This window comes from Sphaerisporangium viridialbum, assembly GCF_049674955.1.
Lineage (GTDB): Bacteria > Actinomycetota > Actinomycetes > Streptosporangiales > Streptosporangiaceae > Sphaerisporangium > Sphaerisporangium viridialbum.
In genome coordinates, this window is sequence record NZ_CP187232.1 from 5,801,139 (window position 1) to 5,818,319 (window position 17,181).

Below are 17,181 nucleotides of genomic sequence, written 5' to 3' on the forward strand. Positions count from 1 at the left end.
GCGGGGGAGGAGGGCGAAGGCGCCTAGGTAGAGGAGGCCGGCTACTACCAGGAGGCCTTCGTAGCCGATGACGAGGGACAGTTATTCGAGGCAGCCGCGCCCTGCCGTTCTCACGGCACCGGCAGGACGAGCGGACCGTTCGGGGTCGGGCGCGCCCAACGGCAGCCGGGCAAGGCTCCCGCGCATCGACGTCAGCAACCGACCGCCCAGCCAGCTAGGGCTCTCGCGCCACGGGGAACGACCCATCGGCGGGAGCAGCGATGCGCACTGGTCGACGAGTCGATGAGAACGTCACCTTGGCGCCTTCGCCTTAGGCTCAGACCAGCGACTCCGGTCGTAGGACTTCCTCCCGAAGGATACGGCTGAGGTCCTTGGCTTCGGCATTGTGGCCCGTCTGACGCCGGACCTCCTTGCGCACCGCGTCGAGGACCACGTCGGACAGCATCACCTGAGCAAGCGACTTGGGGGACGTCGCCGCTCGCGCCTTCCAGAGATCGTCGATGAGCCGGCGCTTGAACGCGTCCTTGCTGAGGTAGAACAAGGCGTCGGTCTTGGCCGTCAACCCTGTCCCGCCGAGGAGATCGACCTCAAGGGCCAGGTCGATCACGACGGGAAGACCTCCCGTCAGGTGATAGACCTGCCACACCTGACCGTTGGTGAGGACCATCCACTCGACGCCTTCGTTCACGGCGTACATCTGCACCTGCCGCAGATGCTTGACGCCCAGCTTCTGCGTGCAGCGTTTGACCTCGATGAAGGCGACCAGTTGCTTGTCGATACGGATGCCGTAGTCGGCGAACTCCCCCTTCACCTGGTACTCGGTGGTGAGCTCCTCGTATTTGTCGTAGCCGAGACCGTCGCACAGAAAGTCGGTGACGAGCAGTCGCGTATCACCCTCGTTCGCATCGCGACCCACAAGATCCGTGAGGGGCTTGGAGTAGCGGCGTATCGCCGCTCGGACACGATCACGAGCGTCGGTCTCCCATTTGGGAGCGCTTCGTGAGGAAGCGGTCTTCTTGGCGAGAACGGCGTCGGTGCTCGCCACCTTCACCGTCGGGGCAGTGGATTCATCGACCTGGCCCGGAACAGCCGCTTCGATTGCCTGCTCACCCATCGTTGTCACCTCATTCTCCTGTGTGTAACAAGGCAGACTAAACACTCAAAACTGGCTGCGCAGCGGAATTGCCTCATTATCGACAGTGATTGCCAACCGTTACTCAAGGACTGCCCGCCACCCCTCAAAGTGGGCGGGTTACGCATGACCCCGGTTGGAACCGTCGCATCTCTCGAACCGGGGAGACACCGTGGGTCTGTCGTGGGTGGTTTACGGTCAGCAGACAGACCAAGCCGAGGTAGGGGATCACGGCGACGTGGTGCCGACGGTGCCTCCCGATGAGGTTGCGCCGTTGGTCATGGTGCGCCTTCTGGATAGCTGGGACGATCTATAAACCATCGGACAGGAGCAGCGTCAGTTTCGCCGCGACACTGGGAGAGGAGACGTCGCTGAGCGCAAGCCAGCGATAGCCACGGACTTCCTCCCACTGCAGGGTGACGCCGATCTCCCGCCGGTCGATGGCGCGAAAGACGAAGCGGAAATCGAAGTGCGAGTGCTCGGGCTCGGCTTTGGCGGGGGCCTCGGCGGCGCACGTTTCGACGATGGACCGAGGTTTGGGGAAAACAGCCGCGAGGCGGGTAAGGCCAGCCATGGCGTGCAGGAATGCTGGGCGCTCAGGGAGCAGGTGAGTGATGATCAAAGAGGACGTCGGCTCGGGGTCGTTGAAGTGCTCGACAACGCGCTGGAAGAAGGCTTCCAGCCGGGCTTTTCTCGAAGCTCGCCACGAGGTCTCCCTGCGAGGGTCTGGTCACGGGTTGTCAGACGGCGACGTGCTGATGGGAGGTGAGCCAATCCAGTTGCGCAGCCATACCTGCGGCTAGATCAACGCTGGCCCGCCAGCCCAGCACGCGCCGGGCGGTGGTGGCGTCAGCGCGAGTCGCCGGAACGTCCCCGTTGCGAGTGGTAGCGGCCGTGACCGCCACCGGCTCTCCAGTGATCTGGCGAGCGATGTCGATGACATCGTTCAACGAAGCGCTGATGCCCGCACCCACGTTGATCACGCTGCTGCCCATGGGAGCCGTCCCAGCGGCGATGGTCGCGGCGACGGCGTCGGCGACATAGGTGAAGTCACGGCGCTGTCTACCATCGCCGAAGACTCGAACGGCTCGTCCGTCCGTGGCTGCGGCCAGGACGCGGTGGATGAACATGTCCTCGCGCTGGCGCGGGCCGAAGACGGTGAAGTAGCGCAAGGCCACGACGGTGGTGGCGCAGTCGGGGCGGGCTGCGTGCGCCAGGCATAGCTGCTCTTCGGCGAGTTTGGTGACAGCGTACGGCGAGGCGGGTCGAGGGTGGTCGCTCTCCTTGCTCGGAGTACCGTCGGTGGCTCCGTAGATGCTGGAGGAGGACGCGACGACGAGCCGCGGGACGCGGAGCCGGGTGGCGGCTGTCATTATTCGCTGGGTGGCGAGGATGTTGGAGGCGACATAGTCGCCGAACTGCGGACCCCAGGAGGGCCGGACGCCGGGAATGCCGGCGAGGTGGAACACGGCATCCGCGTCGAGCAAGAGGGGTTCGACGGCGCAGGTGAGCATATCTGCGGTGATCGAGATGAACCCGGGCTGGTGTTGCAAAACGGCAAGGTTCGCGCAGGCGGCTTGGTCGGCTTCGGCGTCGCGGCGGTCCACCCCGATCACGGTCACGCCGCGCTGGAGCAGAGCCAGCGCCAAGTGGGAACCGATGAACCCGGCCGCGCCGGTGACAACGGCTCGGAACGGTATGCCGGGGCGAGCGCCGGAACGAGGTGACAGGGCCTCGGGCATAGATGATCTCCTGCTGTATCGAGGGCGTGTTTAGAAGAACTGGTTGATCAAATTCCGACCATGCGCGATGAGCCCCGGATCACCGCGCTCATGCCCGCGGACCAGTGCGGTGAGCGCTTCGATGACGCCAAACCGAGCCAGAAGATCCTGCTCCGCCTCGTCAGGCGGCTGACCGTAGCCGTCGAAGAATTCCCGGCGGAGGTGAGGGCTCAGCCTCCACTGGCGGTGTTCCAGCCGGGCGAAGTCCCGGATTCGGGCATCGAGCCGCGCGTGTTCGAAGTCGAGCACGCGCACCATCCCATCCGGGCCGATGAGCCAGTTTCTGGGCTGGTAGTCCAGGTGACAGATCGCACCTTCCACCACGACGACGGCGAGGTCGTCAGCGCGGCCAAGCAGAGTGTGCCGCTCGGCTGCGCTGATTAGGTTAGCGACGTGCGCACGCTCGGCCCACCAGCGGATGCGTCCGGCCAGACGAGCAGCTATGTCGTCTCCGAATTCCGCTGGTGCGATCTGGTGGAAGATGCGAAGCGTGGCCCCGGCGGCGTGATGGGCATGCTGCTCTGCAGGCGAGCCGAGTGGTAGTTCGGCGGCGCTCCTGCCAGGGAGCAAGGTCAGCAGGAGGGAGCAGGAAGCCGGGTCTGCGGCGAGCATCTGCGGAGCGAGGTCGCCCAGCTGAGGAACCCAGGTAGCGTAGGCGCGTGCCTCCCGCTGGAAGCGTCCGGCGTCGCCGTGCCGTTTGACGACGTAGAGAACGTCGCGGACGTCGGTGAGCGTCAGCAGGTGCGCCGGCAACCCAGGCATAGACGTGACGCTGACCGAACCGAGGGTTCGGCGGGCGAAGGTGAGGCGCGGATCCTCAACTGTGATCATCATGCGGCCGGGATGGCGGTCGCGCCCAGGTGGGCGATGTCGTTGTGGCGGTCCAGCATCCAGCGGCGACGGCCCAGCCGGTTCAAGTGGAGTTGCCAGCGCGTCAAGGAACCGTGATCGACGGTGAAGCCGGCCTCGTTCCCGTTTGGAAGCCCAAACAGGAGAGTGTGCGCCGCGAGCACGGTTTCGCCGTGAGCAGCGAACAGGACACGCTCCCCGTCGTGACGTTCGATCAGGGTGGTCAGAAACACTCCGGCGCGCAGCAGGTAACCATTCCAGGTATCGGATCCCGTGGCCCATGGCCGATCGGGGTGGACCTGGGGGCCTCCACCGAACGCAGTCTTCACATCGTGCCAGGGCTGACCGTCGGCGTCGCCATGAATCGGCCCGTCCAGACCGGGCTCTGTGATCAAGGGTAGGTCCAGCGTGGCGGCGTAAATCTCTCCAGTCTGCTGGAGCCGGAGCCGGGTTCCCGTGTAGAGCGCGGCGAAAGGAGCATCCGTGTGCTCTACGGCGAGGCGCTGCGCGGTCGAGGTTGCCTGGCGGCGTCCTAGGTCGGTCAGGCCGGTACAGGTTCGTGGGCCGCCGACCAGGCCGTCGATGTTGCACTGGGCCTGTCCATGCCGGGTGAAGACGAGTTCTGTGACGATCACGCGGATCCTTCCGGCTCCATCGCGGAACGCTCCTGCGGCCACACGTGCCGATAACCGCCGCGTCCCAGGTAAGGGGCGGTGAAGATGCGGTGCAACTCGACGTGGTCGAGGAGTTGGGCCATGTTGGTGCCGCCCAACCGGGCGTTGTGTCTGGCGGCTGCCCGGTTGTAAGCGATAAGTGAATGCCGAATGGCTGCCGGAGGGAGTGGGCCGTATGTCATGGCCAGGGTGACGATGAGCTTGGCGAGGTCGTAGCCGAACGGGGCGAGTGTGAGGTCATCGACATCGACGGCGACCGGGATTCCTCGTCCGGTGATGAGGATGTTTCGCGGATTGGTGTCCTTGTAGAACGCCACGGGTCCGACGGCGCTGGTGAGCAGGAGTCGGTTCGCGACGGCCAGGTCCTCATCACTGGCCAGATGACGAGTACGGCGTCGCGCATCGAGCGCTGCAAGGCGGACAGTGATGAAGTCGGCCATCGTGTGCCCCGATGTCATGCGATGGGACACGTCGAGTCGCGCCTGGTACAGATCGCTTACCCAGGCGGCTCCATGTGTGTCCCCCAAAAGGACAGCAAGCATCGGCAGGTCTTCGACACGAGGATGCCGACCATCGACGTAGGCGAAGCCGATGGATGTCGCTCCTACCGTTTCGATGGCGGGCTGCCGCAGCGGACGGGCGTGTGCGGCCAGCCAAGCGTGATGTCGTACGGCCTGCGCGCGTTCCTCCGGGGTGTCATAGGCCTTGACGAACACGCGGGTGTTCATCGCTCGTCTCCCGGTCGCCGCGCCAGCAGATAGGTGATCAGCGAGGTGGCGCTGACCGGCCGCTCTGGCAGCCGAGTGCGCAGCGCGGTGGCGATGGCAGATGGATCTCCTTGCAGCTCGGCCGGGACATGGTACTTCGGGCTGGTGGCAAGGTATTCGGCGACATGGCCCAGGTCAGTGAAGGTGAAGCCGTGCTCTTCGTGTTCCAGGTGTTCGATGCGCAGGACCGGTTCGGTCAGATGGGCCAGATTGGCGCTGTGCGCCGCCGCGTACAGGCTTTCTCGCTGTGGAGCATGCGGGTCGAGTCCGGCGGCGGCGACAAGAGCGTCCAGCTCGTGGTAGCTGTCAGCGGATTTGGTGACCAGGATGACGACTCCGCCAGGAGCCAGCACTCTAGCGATCTCCGCGATGACCACGTTCGGCCGGATCGCGTGATAGAGGCAGAACGCGGCGACGGCCACGGTGCATACACCGGTCGGTAGGGGAAGCTGGTGGAAGTCGGCTTGGACGAACGACAGCGCGCTCTCCGTAGTGCCGAAACGACTGCGGGCATCTTTGAGCATCGCCGCGGAAGCGTCGATGCCGACGAGTCGATGCGGATGCAGGCGCTGTGCCAGGACGCGGCTGCTGGTCCCGCGCCCACATCCGATGTCAGCAACCAACGCCGGTCTACCGACAGTCAGATGCGCGGCGGCCAGGACGGCGATGACCTCGGCGACCGGTCGGCCACGTGTCTTCGCTCGGTGCAGGGCCGACGTACGGGCGGCCAGCCGTGAGGCGTGCCCGTACAGCTCCCGTTGTTCCATCGCGTCAAGGAACGGATTGCTGGAGACAGTCACCGGATCCGCCTCCGGAAGCGGGCGGTGGAGCGAGCTACAACTGGCGGGCGGTGACCTGCTCCAGCCAGCGGCGGGTGCGACTCCGGCTGGTCAGCAGGACCACCTCGGCGTGCCCGCCGAACTCCCGGATCTTGGCCAGCACACGGGGCCGCATCTTGCGCCGGTAGGTCGCCACGTAGCGCAACACGCCCCAGTCGATGCGGTTGTACACCCCATCGCTCTTGTTCTGGCCATGGCCGTGCCTGAGCTGCCGGGAGAAGATCCCCCACAGCGCCGCCCAGGTCGGCACGTCCATCAAAATCACGGTGTCGCATGTCTCCAGCCGCACCTGAAGCGTGGAGTTGTAGTTGCCGTCGATCACCCAACGCTGGCCGGACACCAGATCGCGTTGGAGTGCCTCGAACTTCTCCTGTGGCAGCGGGTTCCACTCGTCGTCGTAGTAGACGGCGTCCAGGTGGGTCACAGGCGCGTCCAACACCTTGCCCAATTCGCGGGCAAGATGGGATTTGCCGCTGCCTCCACAGCCGACGATGGCGACCTTCTGCATTCGCATGGTGCTCCACGATAGTCGGGGTGACAGCCCGCAGCCGCGCGTAGCCGTGGACTCGTTCCCATACGACGGAGCCGCCATGTCCAGCCTGTTTGGGCAAGCACAGTGAAGGGATCAACATGGTCCCCTCTCAGAACTGACCGGCTTCAACGGGACAGGGGATGTGGTGAGCTCGGTCAGCACCGCGTGCAGAGCCTCGATCTGAGTGCTCAGTCGAAACAGTTCCAGGTAGCGCAGGCACTCAGCGATCAGCTGGACGTGCTCGTGACTACCGGTGATGGCGCGTAGGTGTGCCAGTTTGCCGATGACATCCGCTCCGTTTCGCACGATCAACAAGGGAGGCACGAAGCGTTCGACGTGCCTGATGTCGGCAGGTGCGAGCGGTAGGCATCCGGCCAGAACCGCCTCGAAGATGCGCTGGGTCATCTGTCCGGCCGCCGCATATCGCTGAGGCAGGAGCAGCACGGTGGCCAGCGCGCCACCATACAGCTCATGCACACGGGGGAAAGGGACGCGGCCGAGGAAGGTGACGTGAGGCCAGCGGCCGGTGTCGGGCCATTTCCCGCCGACCTGATGCGGGTAGCGGGCGGCGGCGGGCGCGAGATACGCGTCGAACTCCTCGTCCCGGTCATACTGGTTGCCGACGTAGCCGAGGGTGATCGGACGCGGGCAAGCGGCCAGTATGCGCGGGTCGGCACTGTCCAGCAGCGTGTCATCGAGCGGGAACAGTAGGCCGCGCGCTGCCGGAGTGGGTGAGAGGGCTGCCTCGCACACGATCACCCCTGGCCGACGACGCCAGGGGCTGTCGGCGGGAAGCTGCCGGTCTTTGTCCCAGATCACCGTCGGGGTGCGGAGCAGGATGGTGTAGTGGTTCAGAAGGTCGCGCTGCCGGTGAAGGTCACAGGTGTGGCCCGGGGCATCGCAGGGCGTGGTGTTGCGGCCCGGGATATCCCATCGCCATTCAAGGAACAGCAGGTCGATGGTGGGAAACGTGGGATCGAAGGTGTAGTTGCCCTGGAGGTCGTCACCGGCTTCCCGCAGGTCCCGGTCGGCCTGGAGGAATATCAGTTGGTGTCCCTGTGCGATCAGCGCGTCGACCAGTGGACGGCGGTGGCTACGCCCCCCGTCGGGGGTGTCGATGACGCCGGGGCCGAGAAATCCCCAGAAGCTGTATCCAATGATCACTTCGTCACCCACTTTCCCTCGATCAGCAACGCGTCCAGCCCGGAGGAGGCCAGACAGTCCAGAGCCATCTGGGGAGTTCCGCAGATCGGCTTCCCCTTGACGTTGAGCGACGTGTTGATCAGAACCGGCACGCCGGTTCGGCGGGCGAACGCCTCCAGCACCGCGTACATGAAGGGGTTCTGATCTTTGGTGACGGTTTGAAGGCGGGCGGTTTCGTTGGCGTGGACGACCGCCGGGATCTGCGCGCGGGCGAGATCGGTGACGCCGGAGGCCATCGACATGAACGGGGCATCCTGGCCGAGGGTGAAGTAATCGGCCGCACGGTCGGCGAGAACCATTGGCGCGAACGGCCGAAACGGCTCGCGAAATTTCACGGTGGCGTTTAGCCGATAGACCACGCCATCATTCAGCGGGGAGGCGAGGATGGACCGATTCCCCAGCGCGCGGGGGCCAGCTTCGATCCTTCCTTGAAACAGTCCGACGATGCGGCCACGCGCGAGCTGCTCGGCCAGGTGTTCCGCCAGATCCTCGGACACGTGGTGCACCGTGAGATCGGACCACGGCGTCAGGTCGAGTTCCGGATCGGGGAAGCACGGCCCCAGATAGCATGCTCCGGCAATGCCGGACAGCGGTCGGCCCCCCTCGTCGAGGTGGGCTGCCGCGGCGGCACCGATGGCGGTCCCCGCGTCTCCCGGTGCCGGGGGCACGAAGACCTCCTCGAAGATCCCAGCGTCGATGATCCGGCCGATGCTGACACAGTTGGTCGCCACTCCCCCGCCAACGCACAGGCGGCGTGACTTGGTCAAAGTCTGGGCAGAGCTCGCCAGATGCAGGATGACCGCGTCGGTGCGCTCTTGCAGAGCGGCGGCCAGATCGCGGTGGACTTCGCCGATGGGGGCCTGCGGATGACGGGACGGGCAGGTTTCTGCGAGGAAGCGAGGCGACAGGCGCGGATAGCCGGAGGACAGCACTCTGATGGGAAAGAACGCGGGATCCAGGGTGAACCCGTTCGGCGACAGACGGATGGCACGGGTGAACAGGTCACGGAAGCGGCCCGGATCGCCCAGGGCGGCCAGGGCCATGACGGTGCCTTCCTCATCGCCGCGCCGCCAGCCCAGATGTTCGGTGACGGCGCCGTAGACATAGCCGAGCGAAGCAGGGTCGTTTATGGCGTGCAGCGTATGGAGCCGGGGCTGGCCGGGAGCGCACTGGCGGGCGGCAGCGATCGTGGTGGTCTGCGTTTCGCCCAGGCTGTCCACCACAAGTACGGCGGCGGAGTCCCAGCCGGAGGCCGCGAACGCGTACATCTGGTGGGTCCGGTGATGTGGAACCGGCCACACTCGCGCTCGCGGGAATCGACGGCCCAGTACGCGAGCCCTCTGTACGGTGCGCAGGCCAACTTTGGTGAACCCGGCCACACGGGGCAACACTCGCCTTCGGTTGTCGGCCGAGCGCAGTAGGCGGATCGTGTCAGGGAAGGCTGCCAGGTAGCTGGGGCCGTGGAAGTTGTAGGCGACCGTAGTCACATCCGCTGCGGTGATGCCTGCCTCCGCCAGGAGCCACTGGACGGCGTGGCGAGGGTAGTCCTTGGTGTGCTTGGTCTGCGATAGGCGTTCTTCCTCGACGAACCCGATCAGTTCGCCGTCGATCAAGAGAGCCGCGGAGGAGTCGTGCGTGAAGGAGCACAGGCCCAGCACTGCCGAGAGAGCGGATGTCGTCATCAGGCTCACCGGGCCCGGGCCGTCGTCTTCGCCCGTGACCGGAGCTCCTCATACCATGCGCGCAGCGCCTTCCCCAGCGGTCCCGTGATCTGGTCGGCGGCGTTCTGGGCGTCGGTGCGATCGCCGCTCTTCCAGAGCCGGTAGCTGCGTAGCACCTCGGCCGCGCTGTCCCAGCCAGGATGGCCGGTCGGCTTGCCTGCCTGAACCCCTTCGAGCAGGACGTCGAAGCCTTTCCACGGCGTCTCCAGCACAGGGAGCTCTGGGCACGCGGGCACCGTCTCCAGAGCGGCGGCCCGTTCAACGTCCCGCTCGTAAAGGTGGAGGGAGCCGACGTGATGGTGGTAGTCGCCGAGCTCCACGTCCAGCCATCCGGCCATCAGCTCGTGCAGGGTGGTGGTGAAGAACAGGTCGTATGGGAGTCCGACCCACACATCCTGACCGCGCATGGTGGTGGACATGTGCAGCCGCCCTTTCCGCAGGTGGAAGCAGAAGCCCAGGGTGCACGGCACGTCCCGATGCCCGGCAGCGTCCTGCGCCGGGTCGTACAACTGGATGAGCGCGCGACGAGAGTCCGGATCGGCTTTCAGGATGTCGATGACCCGTGCCAACTGGTCGATACCTTCGCCCCAGCGGCGCATCCGCGGTCCGTAGGCGCCGCGTAGGACTCCATCGTCGGCGTACTGGCGGAGGCGGTCGTTGAAGTCGAAGATCCAAGGATCATTGGAGCCGGACAGGATCCACACGGTCTCGGCGATGGCGAAAGCCGGGTTGAGGATGCGGGCTGTCGAAGGGAGAAGAAACCGGGCCCGTGGTCGGGTGAGCCGGATGTTCACATTCAGGACTTCTCGCGTGGCCATGCCACGGGGACTGACGATCTGCCCGCCGTTCATGGTCAGTGCCACCGCGCCGGTGAACAACTCGGCGACGCTGTCGCCCGTCAAGGTCGTCATCAGGGGTTCCTTCCTGGCCCGTCGCCGGCTGGGCAGCAGTCACGGGCATCGTTGTCGGCAATGCAAGGCGATGCTCAGCTCGACAGACCGAACGCGAGCTTTGCGACGGCAGCGGCGGTCGCACCTCCCCAGCGGCATACCGTGTGCTTCGCCTCGTCTGAGACGAGCACCAGATGAGCGAACTCAGCCAGGCGGGACAACCGGCGGCGATATCGGCAGCGTCCGTGCATGCGTGCGTCGCCCCGAGTTCGGCCAGGCCCAGGGTTCGTTCGCCGGACAGTTGTAGCTCAAGCACGGGCACGTCCAGCAGTATCGCTTCGATGCCACAGGTGGAGGAGATCGTCACGCGCCTGTTGAGGCGCGACGGTGATCGGGCCAGAAGCCTTTGCAAACGGTGTCCATGCCGAGAGGGCGAGTAGCTTGCGCACCACCTGGGCGACCGAGCGTCGCACCGGCACTTGGTGGATATGCAGCCACGAGGCGCGACCCGGTGTCGCCGCCAGCGCTGAGGCGAACGATTCGAGCGCAACCATCACCTGCTCGACGTGCCGCTTGACCTCTCGAGGATGAGCCGGGTTTGCGTCGAGCTCTTCCACCGTGATGCGAGGAGCCGTCGAGGGCCTCAGGTCGCCGATGTGCATCAAGCCCCAACTCGGCGTACCAGGCGATTGCCCGGTGAAGAGCAGCGTGAGGTTGCCGGTTGTCATCGTCTGGTGAGCAGAGGGGGCGATCACAGTCGCGGTCCTCCTCCATTGGGGACTATCGGTTTAGGAGAAATCAGGGGAGGTCACAGGTCATGCGGCAGAGTGCGGCCGTCGCGACGCAGGAAGGCGGTGATCTGCTTTCCGTCTGCGGCAACGGGAGAAACGGTCCATGACGAGGCCACGGCCGAGACGATCCGCAGGCCGCGCCCGTCTTCCTGGTCGTCAAGAGCGACCCGGGGCGCAGGTACTACTGGGGAACTGTCCTGGAGGCGGACTCCCACTGCGTCCGGCCACAGTTCCAGGATCAGCGTGATCTTCTCGATGTCCCTACGCGCGGCATCGGCGAGTTCCTCCAACCGCCGATGTCCGTGACGGAAAGCGTTGGTGGCGAGTTCGCTGACGACGAGCGTGGCATCCTCGACGAGATTGTGCTCTCCCCACGTGCGCAGAGTCTCGGCTGTGAAGTCACGCGCCTTCTTCGGCGCAAGCGGATCAGTGGCCATCTCCAGCTGAGCGCGAGCGGTGAGAGCCGGAGACGCCGCGCTGACGGTGACGCTTCTGGCTGCGTCCTCAGTCAGCCCGCCCTGGCTACGCCGCCCTGCCTGCGGTTCTTCCCGCAACAAGAGCGCTGCGGGCGGAAGGGGTCGGGAGGTGCCGTCGAAGGCCATGAGGGCGATTCCTTCCTGAGGCAGGTGGCTTGGCACTGTGAGTCAGCAGCCATCACCGTTCGAAGCGGTTGGGTGCCGTCCCAAGGAAACCGCCCGGCTGGGCGACGCGGAAGGACGCATGGCGGGTGTTCGCGAGCACGCCGGGGTGTACGACGGTGGTATGAAGCGCTGGAGCAGCCATTTCCAGCCGATCCATCCGCGGAATTCCCGTGATTACGCACTCACCAGGAGTCACCCAACAAGATCGTTAGAATGTACACACAGAGAGGAGCACGTCGTGAATGACGATCGCGCCGACCCGAATCGCAGGGGTGGTTTCGGGCTGACCGGACGACGTGTTGTCGTCACTGGCGGATCTCGTGGGCTGGGCGAACAGGTCGTGCGGCGTTTGGTGGCTGAAGGCTGTTCGGTGGCGACGTGCGCTCGCAACGAGGAACGCCTCCGTCAGCTGGCGAACTCCCTGGGTAATCAGGGTAGAAGCGCGCTCTACACCAAGGCACTCGATGTAACCGCGTCCGACATGCTGGAGGAGTTCGTCATCGAGGCGGCGGTCCACTTCGGCGGATTGGACGGTGTCGTTGCGTGCGCCGGCGGGGCGAAGGGCGGGGCGCTCGGCTCAGCGACAGCTGAGGATTGGGCGACGACGTGGGAGCTGAATGTCGGGCACGCGGCGCGGCTCATCTCGGCCGCCGCTTCCCATCTCCGCGCGGCGGGCGGCGGAGCCGTCGTGATCGTCTCATCGATCTCGGGCTGGAAACCCGGACCTCAGGCCCAGTACGGAACGGCCAAAGCCGCACAGATCCACCTGGCCACCTCCCTGGCGAGGGAGCTTGGAGCCGACGGGATCCGGGTCAACGCCGTCTCTCCAGGCTCCATGCTCATCCCGGGCAAGCGGTGGGATCGGATGCGGAGCGAAGACCCTGAAGGATTCGCCGCATTCACACGAGAGTTCCCCTTCGGACAGTTGGTGGATCCCGCGGAGGTCGCGGCAGTGATCGCCTTCCTGCTCTCCGATTCGGCGAATGGCATTTCTGGGGCGAACATTCCCGTGGATCGGGCACAGAACGCGCCGACCCCGGACGGGTACTGACCTCAGGCCGCGCCCAGCACGGGCTGGGCCTGCCGCTCGAATCGACGTACCAGCGGTTCCGCGCCGTGCGGCTCCAGCCGCATGCGGAAGTCACGCAGTGCCTGCACGGAGCGTTCGGACTTGACGGTGCCAAGCAAGTTCAAGGCGGTGGTGGCCGCGTCGATGGCCTCCTCCAGGCGCCGCTGTTGCAGATGCGCGGTGGCCAGGACGGATTGGCTGATGGCCTGGCGTCGCCTCCGGTCAGCGTTGGCGCGTACCGAATCGTCGGCTAGGTGTTCGGCGCGGCGGGCGTCGCCCAGGTCACGGAAGCAGTGGGCGGCTTCGGCATCGAGATAGTGGTGGTCAAGATAGCGGACCCAGGGCGACTCATTCTCGGGTCCGCTGCTCGCATCGAGGGCAGCCTCGGCGGCCTTCAACGAGGCGGCGGCCTTCAACGAGTGGTTGAGCGCGGCGTGCCCGCGGGCGGCCATGATGTGCAGCCGCATCAGGCCCAGAGGGCTTCCAGCGTTCTTGGCGGTGACCAGCCCGCTGCGAGCGAGGGCGATTCCCTCGTCGGGACGGCCAAGACCGGTGGCCAAATGGGACAGACCAGCCAGAATCTGTCCACCTAGCACACGGTCCCCGCCTTCCGCGCAGAGCCGTAACGCTTGGACCATGTATCGCTCGGCCAGCCCGTACTCCGCCGAGTCATACGAACTCCAGCCGGCCATGGCGGCCAGCTTCGCTGCCGCGGTGAACAACTGACCACGCTGACGCCCAGGTGTTCCTGACCGCTGCAGCATCGGGACGACCTCGGTGCTGAGGTAGTGCACGACACTGCTGCGCACGTGTCCGCCACCGAAGCGATTGTCCATCTCGTCGAACATTGCGATCATCGCGTAGACCCGCTCAGCGGGCCCACCGCTCGTGACGGCGGCCAGGTGGGTGGCCTGCTCATCCTCAAGCAGCCAAAGCAGCCAGCGGCGCTGAGGGTCCATCAAGGCGGTGGCGACGAAGGGCACGCTACCGAGGAGCGCGCGACGAGAAACATCGGTGGAGCCGAGTTCAGCGAGCATGTGCAGTGTTTCACCCACCTCTTCAACATAAGCCAGCGAGCGGGCCACCACAGGACGCTGAGGCTCTGCCAGGAATCCGATGTCTGAGGGGCTGAGCGCCCGCCCGAGCCGTTCGGCCAGCGCAGCGGCGATAAATTCCGGGGCGTGCCCCCGGGGGTGCATACCTTGTAGCCAACGGGTGACAGATGCCTTGTCATAGCGCGTGATCACGCCTTGACGGCTCGCCAGCTCGTTCACCCGACGCGCGAGTGCGCCATGGGAACACCCTGCCTCGGAGAGGATCGCAGCCAGCGTTGCGTTGCCCCCGAGAAGCACCCTGTCACCGCCCATGAGTTGATGATGCCTGCCTAAGTGGCGTTCACCCAGTATTCAGGCCCGGGGCAGGGCCAATACAACCCCTCGTACAACCGGACACCCACTTCTAAAACAGTCGGCAATGCTGATCAAGGACGGGCCGCCGTGCTCGGCGCGGGTATGTCCTGCCCCGCAGAATCACTCGTCTTACGAAGACCTCCTCGGCCCTCACTGCATGTGCCGCAGATGCTTGACGCCCAGCTTCTCCCGGCCGACCCGGTCGGCGGCATCCCAGGTATCCAGCTCCATCCGGACCCGCCGCAGCACCAGCGTCGTCCCGCCGCGCAACCACGCGGGGCCGGAGCTCCCTCTTCGGCTCGCCCGCGCAGGCGGCGCCCGACCCCGGAGCGGTCGACGCGGCGGTCGCCTCGATCACGGCCCGCTACACGACCCCAGTGGTGACCTCCACCGCGACCACCGTCAACGTCGAGTTCGACGACCACGCCGGCAACCACTACGCCTAGCACGTCGTGCATCCTCGGCGCCGCCATCGAGGGCGCCTGGGCCTCCTCGGCGAACGCCTACTACAACCGTGGGAACTGCATCTACATCAATGAGCCGTACCAGACCGTGGGCGAGCACCACGAACACGGCTGCTGACCCGACGGTTCGCTGAACGCACGCCGGCGAAAGCCACGGGCTTCCTCGAGGCACGCTCCGATTTCTCAAACGGACACCCTTTCCTACAGGGCTCTCGCGGGGCGGGGGAGGAGGGCGAAGGCGCCTAGGTAGAGGAGGCCGGCTACCACCAGGAGGCCCTCGTAGCCGATGACGAGGGCGAGGTATTCGAGGCAGCCGCCGAGGATGGCGCCGAGGAGGTTGGCGCCGAAGGCGACGGTCGCGTCGGCGGTGTCGGCGAAGCGCTTGGCGAAGACCACGTTGGCCGCGAAGATCGGCATGAACGCGACCACCACCGCGACCAGGGCCCGCAGCGGCAGGGGCAGGCCGAGCAGCCAGGAGTTGGGCACCAGGGCGGCGACCACCAGGCCGCCGAGCAGGATGGCGTACATGACCGGCAGCGGCGGCGTGCGGAAGCGCCGGGTCACCTCCACCGCGGCCAGCACCGCCACGAGCACCCCGGCGAACACGATGGCGTTGACCACCCACGTCGTGCCGAACAGCAGCGCGAACCCGGTGACGTTCTTGGTCTCCAGCAGCAGGAACGAGACGCCGAGCAGGAACAGGTCGGCGTAGGGGCGCATGCGGCGGAACGGCCCGGCGACCGCGCGGACCGCGACCACGCTCACCAGCAGGATCAGCCCGAGCGCGATGAGGTAGATGGACGGGATGTCGCGCCCGTGGAGGTAGAGGAACGGGCGGTCGTCCACCGCCGGGGGCGGGGTGTCGGCCTTGGCGCCCGCCCACTCGCTGACGCAGTGCTGCGCGTCGGGGGTGACCCCCGCGGTGATCACGGCCTGCTGCCCGGAGCCGACCTCGTCCACGCACGGCTTGTGGCCGAAGGCGGCCTGCGCGGTGGAGGCGAGCCGGTCGACCAGCCACTGCTCGCGGTAGTAGTTGTACATCGAGAACGCGCCGCCCGGCTTGAGGTGGTCGCGCGCGGCGCGCATGGCCTCCTGGGTGAACAGGTAGCTCTCCAGGCGGAGCGAGCTGGCCCCGGAGACCAGGGTGAGCGAGTCGGGCAGGGCGAACAGGATGAGGTCGTACTTGTTCCCGGTGCGCTCCAGGAAGGCCCGGCCGTCGGTGATGTGGGTGGTGACGCGCGGGTCGCTGTAGGGCTGGTCGGGGTGGTAGGTGCCGCCGAGCTCCCTGAGCTTGGGGTCGATCTCCACCGCGTCCACGTGCTTGGCGCCCTTGGACAGCGCGATGGCGACGTCGGTGCCGCTGCCGGCGCCCACGATCAGCACGTCGTCGAGGCTCGCCGCCGCCGCCCGCTCGTACGGCAGGGCGTACTGGCGCTCCCACTGCAGGCGGTTGGCCGCGGGGATCGCCTGCTGGTGCGGGATGCCGTTGACCGCGATGTTCATGATGGGGACACCGCTGAAGTCGGTGCGCTCGTAGGTCACCTTGTAGTACGGGGACCACAGCGTGCCCGGGGTGAGCGTCTCAACGGTGAGGGCGCCGACGATCACCAGCGAGGGCACGACGACCAGCCCGACGTAGCGGGTCAGGGAGCGGGGCTGGAGCAGCGCCCCGTAAGCGATGGCCGCGATCAGTCCCCAGGCGACGGGCGGCGCGCCCGCGAACGACAGCAGCGAGAACATCGCGATGCCGGTGAGGCTGCCGACGAGGTCGTAGCGGTAGGCCTCCAGCCGGGGAAGCTGGGGGAAGCACCTGCCGACCAGCTCCGCGGGGCCCATCAGCACCAGCGCCGCCGCCGCGAACACGACCGGCAGGATCGCCCAGGCGGGCGGCCCGCTCGTGGACAGGCTGGTGAAGTAGAGGACGCCCTCGGTCTCGCGGTTCACCGTCACAGGGAAGAACAGGACGATCAGCACCAGCCCGGCGAGGACGACCGGCGAGTAGTACGGCTGCCTGGTGGTGCGCCCGACCCGGAGGAACCCCAGCCCGATGCCCAGGAAGGACCCCAGCAGCACGAAGTTCGTGAAGTAGCTGAGGTGCACGATGTTGGAGCCGGTCCAGCGAATCAGCGCCAGCTCCAGGAAGAGCATGAACGCACTGGCGAGCACCAGCCTCGGCCGCACCGCGAGCCAGTGGTCTCCTCCTGTACCGGATTCGGGACGAGACGGCATGTCTACCTCGGCGATCATGCGTCTCAACGTAGCCAACCGCCGCGCCCGGCGGAAGCCTTACGCGCGACCACATCGAGGCGAGGGAGGCCCGGAAATTTCCCACGATGCTTCGCAGGCCTTCGTGGTGTATTGCACGATGGCACGACATTTCTGCTGGTAGACGCGGTGCGGCCGGATGCTGGAACGTTGT

16 protein-coding genes are annotated in these 17,181 nt (G+C 66.3%); 1 reads left to right on the forward strand and 15 read right to left on the reverse strand.

Annotated elements, in window-relative coordinates:
* Positions 1-316: 316 nt before the first annotated feature.
* The 13 genes from ACOZ38_RS26110 to ACOZ38_RS26170 all read right to left on the reverse strand — a co-directional run bounded on the left by ACOZ38_RS26110 (position 317) and on the right by ACOZ38_RS26170 (position 11,781).
* Positions 317-1,114 (reverse strand): type I restriction enzyme HsdR N-terminal domain-containing protein, encoded by a 798-nt coding sequence (locus ACOZ38_RS26110; RefSeq protein WP_424533801.1) that lies wholly within the window; start codon positions 1,112-1,114, stop codon positions 317-319.
* A 328-nt stretch (positions 1,115-1,442) separates the two neighbouring features.
* Positions 1,443-1,706 (reverse strand): hypothetical protein, encoded by a 264-nt coding sequence (locus tag ACOZ38_RS26115; protein ID WP_424533802.1) that lies wholly within the window; start codon positions 1,704-1,706, stop codon positions 1,443-1,445.
* A 166-nt stretch (positions 1,707-1,872) separates the two neighbouring features.
* A complete protein-coding gene (locus tag ACOZ38_RS26120; protein WP_424533803.1) occupies positions 1,873-2,874 on the reverse strand; it encodes an NAD-dependent epimerase/dehydratase family protein in 1,002 nt (333 codons plus the stop codon).
* A gap of 30 nt (positions 2,875-2,904) precedes the next feature.
* The gene (locus ACOZ38_RS26125) at positions 2,905-3,747 is read right to left on the reverse strand and encodes a phosphotransferase family protein (protein WP_424533804.1); all 843 of its coding nucleotides are present in this window, start codon (positions 3,745-3,747) and stop codon (positions 2,905-2,907) included.
* On the reverse strand, positions 3,744-4,397 hold the full coding sequence (locus ACOZ38_RS26130; protein ID WP_424533805.1) for a histidine phosphatase family protein: 654 nt from the start codon (positions 4,395-4,397) through the stop codon (positions 3,744-3,746). Before ACOZ38_RS26130 ends, ACOZ38_RS26125 begins: the two co-directional genes overlap by 4 nt.
* Positions 4,394-5,164, reverse strand: a complete 771-nt coding sequence (locus ACOZ38_RS26135; RefSeq protein ID WP_424533806.1) for a phosphotransferase — start codon at positions 5,162-5,164, stop codon at positions 4,394-4,396. The genes ACOZ38_RS26130 and ACOZ38_RS26135 overlap by 4 nt, the downstream gene beginning before the upstream one ends.
* Positions 5,161-6,003 carry a class I SAM-dependent methyltransferase gene (locus ACOZ38_RS26140; RefSeq protein WP_424533807.1) on the reverse strand — a complete coding sequence of 281 codons (843 nt, stop codon included), beginning with the start codon at positions 6,001-6,003 and terminating at the stop codon, positions 5,161-5,163. Before ACOZ38_RS26140 ends, ACOZ38_RS26135 begins: the two co-directional genes overlap by 4 nt.
* 34 nt (positions 6,004-6,037) lie before the next feature.
* The gene (locus tag ACOZ38_RS26145; protein ID WP_424533808.1) at positions 6,038-6,556 is read right to left on the reverse strand and encodes a topology modulation protein; all 519 of its coding nucleotides are present in this window, start codon (positions 6,554-6,556) and stop codon (positions 6,038-6,040) included.
* Between the two features lie 111 nt (positions 6,557-6,667).
* Positions 6,668-7,750 (reverse strand): hypothetical protein, encoded by a 1,083-nt coding sequence (locus ACOZ38_RS26150; protein ID WP_424533809.1) that lies wholly within the window; start codon positions 7,748-7,750, stop codon positions 6,668-6,670.
* On the reverse strand, positions 7,735-9,459 hold the full coding sequence (locus ACOZ38_RS26155) for a carbamoyltransferase family protein (RefSeq protein ID WP_424533810.1): 1,725 nt from the start codon (positions 9,457-9,459) through the stop codon (positions 7,735-7,737). Before ACOZ38_RS26155 ends, ACOZ38_RS26150 begins: the two co-directional genes overlap by 16 nt.
* A gap of 5 nt (positions 9,460-9,464) precedes the next feature.
* The gene (locus ACOZ38_RS26160) at positions 9,465-10,376 is read right to left on the reverse strand and encodes a thymidylate synthase (protein ID WP_424533811.1); all 912 of its coding nucleotides are present in this window, start codon (positions 10,374-10,376) and stop codon (positions 9,465-9,467) included.
* A 320-nt stretch (positions 10,377-10,696) separates the two neighbouring features.
* Positions 10,697-11,143, reverse strand: a complete 447-nt coding sequence (locus ACOZ38_RS26165) for a hypothetical protein (protein ID WP_424533812.1) — start codon at positions 11,141-11,143, stop codon at positions 10,697-10,699.
* 53 nt (positions 11,144-11,196) lie between these two features.
* A complete protein-coding gene (locus ACOZ38_RS26170; RefSeq protein ID WP_405150715.1) occupies positions 11,197-11,781 on the reverse strand; it encodes an ATP-binding protein in 585 nt (194 codons plus the stop codon).
* A gap of 277 nt (positions 11,782-12,058) precedes the next feature.
* Between ACOZ38_RS26170 and ACOZ38_RS26175 the strand changes: the two genes are divergently transcribed.
* A complete protein-coding gene (locus ACOZ38_RS26175; protein WP_424533813.1) occupies positions 12,059-12,871 on the forward strand; it encodes an SDR family NAD(P)-dependent oxidoreductase in 813 nt (270 codons plus the stop codon).
* Positions 12,872-12,873: 2 nt separating this feature from the next.
* On the opposite strand, the gene ACOZ38_RS26180 is transcribed toward ACOZ38_RS26175, so the two are convergent.
* Both ACOZ38_RS26180 and ACOZ38_RS26185 read right to left on the reverse strand, forming a co-directional pair.
* Positions 12,874-14,256, reverse strand: a complete 1,383-nt coding sequence (locus ACOZ38_RS26180) for a hypothetical protein (protein WP_405150718.1) — start codon at positions 14,254-14,256, stop codon at positions 12,874-12,876.
* Between the two features lie 707 nt (positions 14,257-14,963).
* Positions 14,964-17,009 carry a spermidine synthase gene (locus ACOZ38_RS26185; RefSeq protein ID WP_424533814.1) on the reverse strand — a complete coding sequence of 682 codons (2,046 nt, stop codon included), beginning with the start codon at positions 17,007-17,009 and terminating at the stop codon, positions 14,964-14,966.
* Positions 17,010-17,181 lie beyond the last annotated feature (172 nt).

What these genes read in the sequence shown, in the direction of transcription:
- ACOZ38_RS26115 (WP_424533802.1), bottom strand. Translation starts at nt 1,706, where the DNA reads ATGGCTGGCCTTACCCGCCTCGCGGCTGTTTTCCCCAAACCTCGGTCC.
- ACOZ38_RS26110 (WP_424533801.1), bottom strand. Translation starts at nt 1,114, where the DNA reads ATGGGTGAGCAGGCAATCGAAGCGGCTGTTCCGGGCCAGGTCGATGAA.
- ACOZ38_RS26185 (WP_424533814.1), bottom strand. Translation starts at nt 17,009, where the DNA reads ATGATCGCCGAGGTAGACATGCCGTCTCGTCCCGAATCCGGTACAGGA.
- ACOZ38_RS26180 (WP_405150718.1), bottom strand. Translation starts at nt 14,256, where the DNA reads ATGGGCGGTGACAGGGTGCTTCTCGGGGGCAACGCAACGCTGGCTGCG.
- ACOZ38_RS26155 (WP_424533810.1), bottom strand. Translation starts at nt 9,459, where the DNA reads ATGACGACATCCGCTCTCTCGGCAGTGCTGGGCCTGTGCTCCTTCACG.
- ACOZ38_RS26145 (WP_424533808.1), bottom strand. Translation starts at nt 6,556, where the DNA reads ATGCGAATGCAGAAGGTCGCCATCGTCGGCTGTGGAGGCAGCGGCAAA.
- ACOZ38_RS26125 (WP_424533804.1), bottom strand. Translation starts at nt 3,747, where the DNA reads ATGATGATCACAGTTGAGGATCCGCGCCTCACCTTCGCCCGCCGAACC.
- ACOZ38_RS26170 (WP_405150715.1), bottom strand. Translation starts at nt 11,781, where the DNA reads ATGGCCTTCGACGGCACCTCCCGACCCCTTCCGCCCGCAGCGCTCTTG.
- ACOZ38_RS26135 (WP_424533806.1), bottom strand. Translation starts at nt 5,164, where the DNA reads ATGAACACCCGCGTGTTCGTCAAGGCCTATGACACCCCGGAGGAACGC.
- ACOZ38_RS26120 (WP_424533803.1), bottom strand. Translation starts at nt 2,874, where the DNA reads ATGCCCGAGGCCCTGTCACCTCGTTCCGGCGCTCGCCCCGGCATACCG.